At 61.9% G+C, this 9,947-nt stretch carries 6 protein-coding genes; 3 read left to right on the forward strand and 3 right to left on the reverse strand.

The features are described from left to right. Positions 1 to 13: 13 nt before the first annotated feature. On the reverse strand, positions 14 to 3,472 hold the full coding sequence (locus QZ522_RS05760; protein WP_294608593.1) for an indolepyruvate ferredoxin oxidoreductase family protein: 3,459 nt from the start codon (positions 3,470 to 3,472) through the stop codon (positions 14 to 16). Positions 3,473 to 3,605: 133 nt separating this feature from the next. On the opposite strand from QZ522_RS05760, the gene QZ522_RS05765 reads away from it, so the two are divergent. Further along, positions 3,606 to 4,511, forward strand: coding sequence for a LysR family transcriptional regulator (locus QZ522_RS05765; protein ID WP_294608595.1), 906 nt, complete (start codon positions 3,606 to 3,608; stop codon positions 4,509 to 4,511). A gap of 254 nt (positions 4,512 to 4,765) precedes the next feature. Here QZ522_RS05765 and QZ522_RS05770 read toward each other — a convergent pair whose 3' ends face one another. Both QZ522_RS05770 and QZ522_RS05775 read right to left on the reverse strand, forming a co-directional pair. Then, on the reverse strand, positions 4,766 to 5,896 hold the full coding sequence (locus QZ522_RS05770; RefSeq protein ID WP_294608597.1) for a Xaa-Pro peptidase family protein: 1,131 nt from the start codon (positions 5,894 to 5,896) through the stop codon (positions 4,766 to 4,768). After that, positions 5,893 to 6,924 (reverse strand): pyridoxal-phosphate dependent enzyme, encoded by a 1,032-nt coding sequence (locus QZ522_RS05775; protein WP_294608599.1) that lies wholly within the window; start codon positions 6,922 to 6,924, stop codon positions 5,893 to 5,895. The genes QZ522_RS05770 and QZ522_RS05775 overlap by 4 nt, the downstream gene beginning before the upstream one ends. A 230-nt stretch (positions 6,925 to 7,154) precedes the next feature. Here QZ522_RS05775 and purL point away from each other — a divergent pair, with 230 nt between their 5' ends. Both purL and QZ522_RS05785 read left to right on the forward strand, forming a co-directional pair. Continuing rightward, complete coding sequence (purL, locus tag QZ522_RS05780) at positions 7,155 to 9,320, forward strand: phosphoribosylformylglycinamidine synthase subunit PurL (RefSeq protein ID WP_294608601.1); 2,166 nt, start codon at positions 7,155 to 7,157, stop codon at positions 9,318 to 9,320. Positions 9,321 to 9,397: 77 nt separating this feature from the next. Then, positions 9,398 to 9,947: hypothetical protein (locus tag QZ522_RS05785; RefSeq protein WP_294608603.1), on the forward strand; the 550-nt coding region annotated here is incomplete at its 3' end.

Here is a 9,947-nt window from a genome sequence, read left to right on the forward strand (position 1 = left end):
GGTTTTGTGACGTTTACTCGGCGGCCTGCGCCATCGGCGTGCCACCTTCGCGGATCACCCCAAGCAATTCTTCGCGGCGTTTGGCGGCCTTGGCCTCATTGGCCTGTTTGACCGGACCAAAGCCCCGGATCGACAACGGAAGCTCGGCCAGGGCAATGATGGCATCGCGGGTTGACGCACTCAGCCGCGGCAGAACCTCGTCCATATCGGCCTCGTACTGCCTGATGAGCGCGCGTTCCATGCGACGCTCGGCCGTGCGCCCGAACGGGTCAAGCGGCGTGCCGCGCAGGCCCTTGAGGCGCGCCAGAACACGGAACATGCGCAGGATGCCCGGCCCGAATTCGCGTTTCACAGGGCGGCCATCGGGGCCCATCTTCGACAGGATCGGCGGGGCAAGATGAAACTTCATCTTGAAATCATTTCCAAATTCGGCGCGCGCCTTTTCTTCTGTTTCAAGATGCAGCCGCGCAACCTCGTATTCGTCCTTATAGGTCAAAAGCTTGTGATACCCCTTGGCGACGGCCTCTTTCACGGCCTCGTCTTCGATCCCCGCCAGCCGCTTTTCATAGCGTTTCGCATGGCCCTTGCCCTGATAGGCACGCAGGTGATCGGCGCGATAGGCAATCTTGTCGGCAAGGGTTTTGGGCTTTTGCACCACCGTTGGGGTAAGAATGGTTTCGACATCGCCGGGGTAAAGCGCCGCCCAACGGCCGATTTCAAAGGCGCGCAGGTTCTTTTCGACCGCCGCCCCGTTCAGGGTGATCGCCTGTGTAATGGCGTCATGGCTGATCGGCAAAAACCCGCGCTGCCAGGCGGCGCCAAAGATCATCATATTGGAAAAGATCGAATCGCCCATCACCGTCTTGGCAAGATCAGAGGCATCGAAAAGCTGCACATCGTCGCGAAGCCGCGCCTCAAGCGCCAGTTCAAGCCGGTCGGTCGGCAGGTGGAATTCGGTATTGCGAGTAAAATCTCCGGTGATGATCTCGTGGCGATTTACCACCGCGCCGGTGCGCCCGGCCCGTGTCAGACCAAGCGTTTTCGCCCCGGCACTGACCACAAGATCGCCGCCGATCAGGGTATCACACTCGCCGGTTGCCACCCGGATTGCGTTGATGTCGCCGGGGGTTTCCGCAAGGCGGCAATGGATATGCACCGCGCCGCCCTTTTGTGCGAGGCCAGCCATTTCCATCATGCCCGCGCCCTTGCCGTCAATCTGTGCGGCCTGCGCAAGAACCGCGCCAATGGTCACCACCCCGGTGCCGCCAACCCCGGTGATCACCACGTTATGGGTGCCGTCAATCTTGGGCAGGTCGGGCATCGGCATGTCCGGCAGGACCAGATCGGCGGTCTGATCCTTGCGGATCACTGCCCCCTCAAGCGTCACAAAAGAGGGGCAGAACCCCTTGAGACAACTGAAGTCCTTGTTACAGCTCGACTGATCAATCGCGCGCTTCCGGCCAAGTTCGGTTTCGACCGGAACGATCGAGACACAGTTCGATTGCACCCCGCAATCGCCACAGCCCTCACAGACATCGGTGTTGATGAACACCCGGCGGTCCGGGTCCGGGAAGGTGCCCCGCTTGCGGCGGCGGCGCTTTTCGGCCGCACAGGTCTGAACATAGATGATTGCCGAAACGCCTTCGATCCCGGCAAACCGTTTCTGCACATCCATCAACTCTGATCTTTCAAAGAAATCAATTTCTTGCGGAAAGGATTTAAGGTCGATTTCTTCCTTCTCGTCATAGACAACCGCCAGATGCTTCACCCCCATCGCGCGCAGTTCGGCGGCGATTCGTGGCGCGTCCAGCCCGCCCTCATTGGGCTGGCCGCCGGTCATCGCCACGGCATCGTTGTAGAGGATCTTGTAGGTGATCGTCGTTCCCGCCGCGAGGGCCGCTCGAATCGCCTGCACGCCGGAATGGTTATAGGTGCCATCGCCAAGGTTCTGGAACACGTGAGCACGCTTGGAAAACGGCGCCTCGCCGATCCAATTGGCGCCCTCGCCGCCCATATGGGTGAATCCGGTGGTCTCGCGGTCCATCCATTGCACCATGTAATGACAGCCGATACCGGCATAGGCGCGCGCGCCTTCGGGCAACTTGGTGCTGCTGTTGTGCGGACAGCCCGAACAGAAATACGGCAGGCGGGTCGCTATTTCCTCGGCATTGTCATTGCGCCGCGCCTCGGCCAGTGATGACAGCCCCGCCTTGATGCGATCGGTGCCGCGCCCTTCCTCGATCAGGATTTCACCAAGCTTTTCGGCGATCAGGATCGGGTCAAGCGCGCCGCGCGTCGGGAAAAGCTCTGGCCCGTGCATCGAGCCGGCCCCGCCGCCCTTGTGCCAGCCGTAAACCCGCCGTCCGTGGCGGTCGTTAAAGATCGCCTCTTTGATCTGCACCTCGATCAGTTTGCGCTTTTCTTCAACAACGACAATGAGGTCAAGCCCCTCGGCCCAGTCGTGGAACCCACGCATATCAAGAGGAAAGGTCTGGCCGACCTTGTAAGTGGTAAGGCCAAGCCGCTCGGCCTCGGCGGCGTCGATCCCCAAAAGATCAAGCGCATGCACCAGATCAAGCCAATTCTTGCCAGCCGCGACAAAACCGATCTTGGCGCCCGGCTTGCCCCAGACCCGCTTGTCCATCTTGTTGGCATGGCTGAACGCCTCGGCGGCAAAGCGTTTGTGGTCGATCACCCGCGTTTCCTGATCATGCGGCGTGTCGACAAGGCGGATGTTCAACCCGCCCTCGGGCATCTCGAACTCGGGGATGACAAGCTGCATCCGGTCGGGACGGCCATCGACCACCGAGGTGGCCTCGACCGTGTCCTTCATGGTCTTGAGCCCGACCCATAGCCCCGAAAACCGCGACAAGGCATAGCCGTAAATGCCGTAATCCAATATTTCCTGCACGCCCGCCGGGCTGACCACGGGCATATAGGCATCGACCATCGCCCACTCGCTCTGATGCAGCACGGTCGAGGACTCACCGGTGTGATCGTCGCCCATGGCCATCAATACGCCGCCATTTCTGGAGGTGCCCGCCATATTGGCGTGGCGCATCACATCGCCAGAGCGGTCGACACCGGGGCCCTTGCCGTACCAAAGGCCGAATACCCCGTCATATTTACCCTCGCCACGCAGCTCTGCCTGTTGGCTGCCCCAAAGGGCGGTTGCCGCAAGATCCTCATTCAGCCCCTCTTCGAAGCGCACATGCGCCTCGGACAGGGGCTTCGCCGCGCGGTTCATCTGGATATCGACCGCCCCAAGCGGCGATCCGCGATAGCCGGTGACATAACCCGCCGTATTCAGCCCCGCCGCCCGATCGCGCGCGGACTGCATCAGCATAAGCCGCACAAGCGCTTGTGTGCCGTTCAGCAAAATCGGTGATTTATCAAGATCGAAGCGATCGTTAAGCGATACCTGTTGCTTGGTCATGTCGTGCCTCCGTGGGGTTTGAGGACTGTGCCACAATATAGAGCAATATTAGGTCATAATTCATGACCTACCAAGGGCATTTATTAAAAAAATCATGGTGCCACTATAAACTTGAAAGAGTTTTCTGCTATTGCGTAACAAGCGCGGATATCCTCAGAAAGTTAATATAATGGATTGGGACAAGCTTAGAATCTTTCATGCCGTGGCAGATGCCGGAAGCCTGACACACGCTGGGGATCACCTTCACCTGTCGCAATCCGCCGTCAGCCGACAGATTCGCGCGCTGGAAGAATCACTGAACGCCACCCTGTTTCACCGCCATGCGCGTGGCCTGATTCTGACTGAACAGGGCGAACTTCTGTTCGATGCCACCCGCGCCATGCTCAAACGGCTTGACGCCGCGACGGCCCGCATCCGCGACAGCGAGGAAGAGGTATTCGGCGAATTGCGCGTCACCACCACGACCGGCTTCGGCACCCTTTGGCTGGCGCCGCGTCTGACCAAGCTTTACGAGAAATACCCCGACCTCAAGATCGACCTGATGCTGGAAGAGCGCGTACTTGACCTGCCGATGCGCGAGGCCGATGTCGCCATCCGCATGAAAGAGCCAAGCCAGGCCGACCTGATCCGCAAGCGCCTGATGAGCGTGCATATGTGCCTTTACGCAACCCCCGGCTATATCGAGAAATTCGGCATGCCCGAGTCGATCGAAGACCTGCATATGCATCGCCTGATTTGTCAGAACCCGCGCTCGGCCCAGGTTGGCGCCGGGGCGATGCTGGTCAATGAATTGATGACCAACGACATTCAGTCGATCCTGACCGTTAACAACTATTTCGGCGTTCTTCAGGGCGTCCTGCACAATCTGGGGATCGGCGTTCTGCCCGATTACCTGACCCACGATTTTCCGGATCTGGTACGGGTTCTGCCCGAGGTGCAATCGACCGAGGTGCCGGTGTTCCTGGCCTATCCGGAAGAATTGCGCCAATCCAAGCGCATCGCCGCTTTCCGTGACTTCGTTCAGGAAGAGATTTTCACCTACCGTAAACTGCTGAAAGAACAGGCCCTTAGCTAAGTCATTAGGCGGCGCCGGAATTAGCTATGCAATTGATGCATGGCGGGCATGCTGCATGTGCGGCATTATTTCCCTTGATCGGACGCCAGAGCGCCCTTAATTCCCCAACATGACAGTGATAGCCGCAAGGCCGGTCACTATCATACCTCCCTGTTGGACTATGGCCGAGCTTAGTGCTCGGCCTTTTTTTTGGCTGCCTGCAATTTGGGCATGTCATTGCGGGATGCCTTTTGGAATGGCGTCACATCGGGGCCTTAGATCACCGGAAGGTCACGCCCTGCAAATGGCGAGAGCTTGCGCGGCGCACCCTCGGTGATCACGATATTCTCTTCATGTACCATGATCCGCCCCGGAGCCAGGTCAACCCCCGGTTCGAGTGTGATCACCATTCCGGGTTCAAGCACCGTATGATCAAGGGACGTCAGCGACAGCCCTTCCGTCAATTGCATACCAAGCCCGTGACCCAATCGACCGGCGGCCTCACCGCCGCCGACGATATCGGCCATAGCGCGCCAGAGATCGCTCGCTCTGGCGCCTGCTCGGGCAATTGCAAGGGCTGCCTCTGTCGCATCGACAAGCCGGGCATGCGCGCCCTGCTGTGCGCCCGTGGCGTGGCCAATCGCAAAATTGCGGTCATAATCGCAAAAATACCCGTCCCAAACGGCCCCGGTATCCAGCATGAGAACATCCCCGGCGGCAAGTGGCACCTCGGATGCGGGTGAGATCACATCGGCATATCCCTCGGCCCCCGCGCCACCTGCAAGGTAGGGCACCCAATCGGCGCCTTCCTCCAGCAAAAGGCGCTGAAAGTCGCGAAACACCGTCGAGAGCGGCACACCAGGCGCCGCGATCTCATGCACCCGGTCAAAGGCGCGCCCGGCAAGCCCGCAGATATGGGCGATCTTGTTGATCTCTGCCTCGGATTTCACCGCCCGCAGCGCGGCCACGATCCCGCCGTCATCGCGCCACTCAAGCCCGCTGGCGCGCTTGACGCGCTCGAAATCCGCCAGCGGCATGCGCAGATGGCTCTCAGCCCCCGAAGGCACCCCCACCGGGCCGCCGATCTCGCACAGGGTCTCGGTCAAAAGCGAAACGCCGTCGTCCGCAGGCCGCGGCGCGGGCCAGATGCGGATATCGCTGATCCATGTCTGGCCCATAAGGGCCGCGCCAATCGACGGGATCACCGCCACCGGCAGTCCCGACAGCGGCACCACAAGAAACCAGGGGCGGCTCGGGCTTTCCCAAAACCGCGTCAGATAACCAGTGAAATAGCGGATTTCAGGCTCTGTCGTCAAAAGGATCGCGCCAAGGCCAACCTTTCCCATCGCCGTCTGCGCACGCGCCAGCCGCGCCTCGTATTCGCCCCGCGCAAAGCCGCGCGTCACGCCTCGGCCTCTTCGCTGAGAACGCAGAGCACCCGCGCGCGCTCGGGCAGGTCCATCGCCGTCATCGCCGCAAGGCCGGCGGCACCCGATTGCGTACTCGCCGCCCCCTGAGCGGCCAGCGCGGGCAGGATCGCGTCGGCCTCTTGGTCGGTGATGGTCACAAACAGATCTGCATCACGCGCAAGCCCGGCGAGGGCAATCAACGAAGGCACCTTGCAATCCAGCCGCCCCATGTTCGAGACCGGCCCGGTTGCCTCCACGGGCCTGCCTGCGCGGATGCTCTCCAAAAGGCCCGGCGCGCGATCGGGCTCGACCACCACGATCTGCGGCGCATCGCCCCAGACATGGCGGAACCACGCCGCACAGGCCCCCGCCAGCCCGCCAACCCCGGCCTGAAGGAAAATATGCGTCGGCGGTGCGGGCATCTGGCGTGCAGCCTCTTCGGCAAGGGCAAGATAGCCCTCCATAAGACGATGCGGTATCTCGAAATACGCAGGCCAGGAGCTGTCCGACAACAAGGTCCAGCCATTGGCATCCGCCGCGCGCGCCGCAGCGGCCATGCTGGCTTCGTACTCGGGGCCCTCGCGCACCACCTCGGCGCCCTTGGCGCGCAGGCGCTCGGCAAAGCCCTCCGGCACGGTCTCGGAGAGATAAATGACTGCCCGCGCCCCGAAAATCCGCGCCCCGGCGGCCACCGACAGCCCGTGATTACCGGCGCTCGCGGTCACGTACACCTGCCCGGTCAAGGCCTTTGACATATCCCCGGCCCCGGTCTCGGCGGCCGCATGGGCGATCACATAGGCCGCACCAAGCGCCTTGAAGCTGCCAAGCCCCATGCGCCCGCGCTCGTCCTTGACCCAGACCTCGGGCGCAAATCCCGTCAGTTGCACAAGCGGGGTCTCACCCGCCGCCGGACACCGCCGCAAAAGCCCGGTCACCGCCTCCACATCGGTGCTTGGCACCGGCGCCCCGGCCAACACGCCCGCCGAGAGGCCCTTGCCCCGCCACGGATTTTCCAGACATTCCATGCGCCCGCTCCCCCATTTACTCTGCGGCGCAGGCAACGGCATATTCTTCCCAAGGTCAAGGTCGATGCCTGACCCCCGACTTCTTCTTGCCTGAAATATCCCCGCCGGAGGCACCCGCAAGTGCCACCTGCGCAACGGTTTGACCATCGCGCTGTGTCGTCCCCCTTCCCCCTGCCCCGTGCTTGCTTTAAAGAAGCGCGCAACCGCACCACTCAGGGGATTCCAGTCACATGCAGGAACCGGCAATCACGCCCGATCTGATCGAGGCCCACGGCCTTAAACCAGACGAATACGCCCGTATTCTCGAGATCATCGGCCGCGAGCCGACATTCACCGAACTGGGCATCTTTTCGGCAATGTGGAACGAACACTGTTCCTATAAATCCTCCAAGAAGTGGCTGCGCACCCTGCCCACCACCGGCCCTCAGGTGATCTGCGGCCCCGGCGAGAATGCCGGTGTCGTCGATATCGGCGATGGCCAGGCCGTGATCTTCAAGATGGAGAGCCACAACCACCCAAGCTATATCGAGCCCTACCAGGGGGCTGCGACCGGTGTCGGTGGTATCCTGCGCGATGTCTTCACCATGGGCGCGCGCCCGATCGCCTCGATGAACTCGCTCAGCTTTGGCGAGGTCGCCCACCACAAGACCCGCCAGCTCGTGCATGGCGTGGTGGCCGGTGTCGGCGGCTATGGCAACTGCTTTGGCGTGCCCTGCGCGGGTGGCGAGGTGCGCTTTGATGCGGCCTATAACGGCAATTGCCTTGTGAACGCCTTCGCCGCCGGTCTGGCCGATGCCGACAAGATCTTCTATTCGGCCGCGTCTGGCGTCGGCATGCCCGTCGTCTATCTCGGCGCCAAGACCGGGCGCGACGGGGTTGGCGGGGCCACCATGGCAAGCGCCGAATTCGACGAGAGCATCGAGGAAAAGCGCCCCACCGTTCAGGTTGGCGACCCCTTCACCGAAAAGCGCCTGATGGAAGCCACGCTGGAACTGATGGCGACCGGCGCGGTGATCTCGATTCAGGATATGGGCGCCGCCGGTCTGACCTGTTCGGCCGTGGAAATGGGCGACAAGGGCGGGCTTGGCGTCAAGCTGCAACTCGATAATGTGCCGCAGCGCGAAGACAACATGACCGCCTATGAAATGATGCTCTCGGAAAGCCAGGAGCGCATGCTGATGGTGCTGCGCCCCGAGCTTGAGGCCGAGGCGCGCGCGGTGTTTGAGAAATGGGACCTCGATTTCGCCATCGTTGGCGAAACCATCCCCGAGGACCGTTTCCTGATCATGCAGGGCAACGAGGTCAAGGCCGATCTGCCGCTGGCCACGCTGGCAGGCAGCGCGCCGGAATATGACCGCCCCTGGGTCGCCACCGATCCAGCCACCCCGCTTGATCCCGCCGATGTGCCCCAGATTGATGCCATCGACGGGCTGCGCGCGCTGATCGGATCGGTGAACTATTGTTCGCGCGAATGGGTCTACGAGCAATATGACACCATGGTCATGGCCGACAGCGCCCGCACGCCGGGCTTTGGCGGCGGGCTTATCCGGGTGCATGGCACCGACAAGCTTTTGGCCTTCACCAGCGATGTGACCCCGCGCTATGTCGCCGCCAACCCTTACGAAGGCGGCAAACAGGCCGTGGCCGAAGCCTATCGCAACCTCACCGCGCTTGGCGCCAGACCGCTTGCCTCGACCGACAACCTCAATTTCGGCAACCCCGAAAAACCCGAGATCATGGGCCAGTTCGTCGGCGCGCTGAAGGGCATCGGCGAGGCCTGTAGCGCACTTGATATGCCGATCGTGTCGGGCAATGTCTCGCTTTACAACGAGACTGACGGCACCGCGATCCTGCCGACGCCGACGATTGGCGCCGTGGGGCTTGTCACCGATCCCGAGACCGCCATCACCGGCGAGGTCCGCGAGGGCCATGTTGCGCTTGTTCTGGGCGACACGACCGGCCACCTGGGCCAGTCGGCCCTGCTTGCCGAGGTGTTCAACCGGTCCGAGGGCGACGCGCCGCACGTCGACCTTGCCGCCGAGAAACGGCACGGCGATTTCATCCGCGCCAACAACCAGCTGATCAAGGCCTGTACCGACCTGTCGGATGGCGGGCTTGCGCTTGCCGCCTTCGAGCTGGCCGAGGCCGCAGGGGTCGGCGTGCAGCTTGATAGCAGCGACACGCCGATGCTGTTTGGCGAAGATCAGGCACGCTATCTGATCGCCTGCAACTTCGATCAGGCCGAAGCGCTCATGATTGCCGCCGGACAGGCCGGGGTGGCCTTGCATTCGGTGGGCAAATTTGGCGGCAACACGGTGAAATTCGGCGGTGCCGAGGCTTCCTTGGCCGAACTTTCCGCGATCTATCGCGGCACTTTCGGCGAGACCTTCGCCTGATCACGTTTTGCTGAGTGCCATAGCGGCCCCGCGCCCGCTATGGCACGATCACCGACAGAGCCATGAAAGGACTGTCGATGATCCGATTTCTTCTTGCCGCAACCCTCGCCCTGAGCGCGCAAAACGCCACCGCACAGGGCACAGCCCCGCAAGCCGAAACCGAGATACCCGGCGCGCCCCGGATGAGCCTTGCCCGGCTGGACGAGATCATCCGCGCGCTTGACCCCGAGTCGGTGACCAACGGCCGTTTCTGGCAGATGACCATTGCCGGTGTGAAGATCATGATCATCACCGACGAGGCCGCCGACCGCATGCGCGCCATCGCCCCCGTACGCAAGCTTGACGAGATGAGCCAGGAAGATTTCACGCGCGTCCTTCAGGCCAATTTCGACTCGGCCCTTGATGCGCGCTATGCCATCGCCAAGGACGTGTTGTGGTCGGCCTTCATTCATCCGCTCGGGGCACTGGAAAAAGAGGAATTCATTTCCGGTCTCGGTCAGGTAGCCAACCTCGCAGAGAGCTATGGCACGCTTTATTCCGGTGGTGCGCTTCAGTTCGGCGGCGGCGACAGGGGGGCAAAGCGCCAGAATACCGTCTTCAACGCTCAGCGCATGCAGGGTAAGCGAG

This window comes from uncultured Roseovarius sp. (genome assembly GCF_913054395.1).
Classification (GTDB): domain Bacteria; phylum Pseudomonadota; class Alphaproteobacteria; order Rhodobacterales; family Rhodobacteraceae; genus Roseovarius.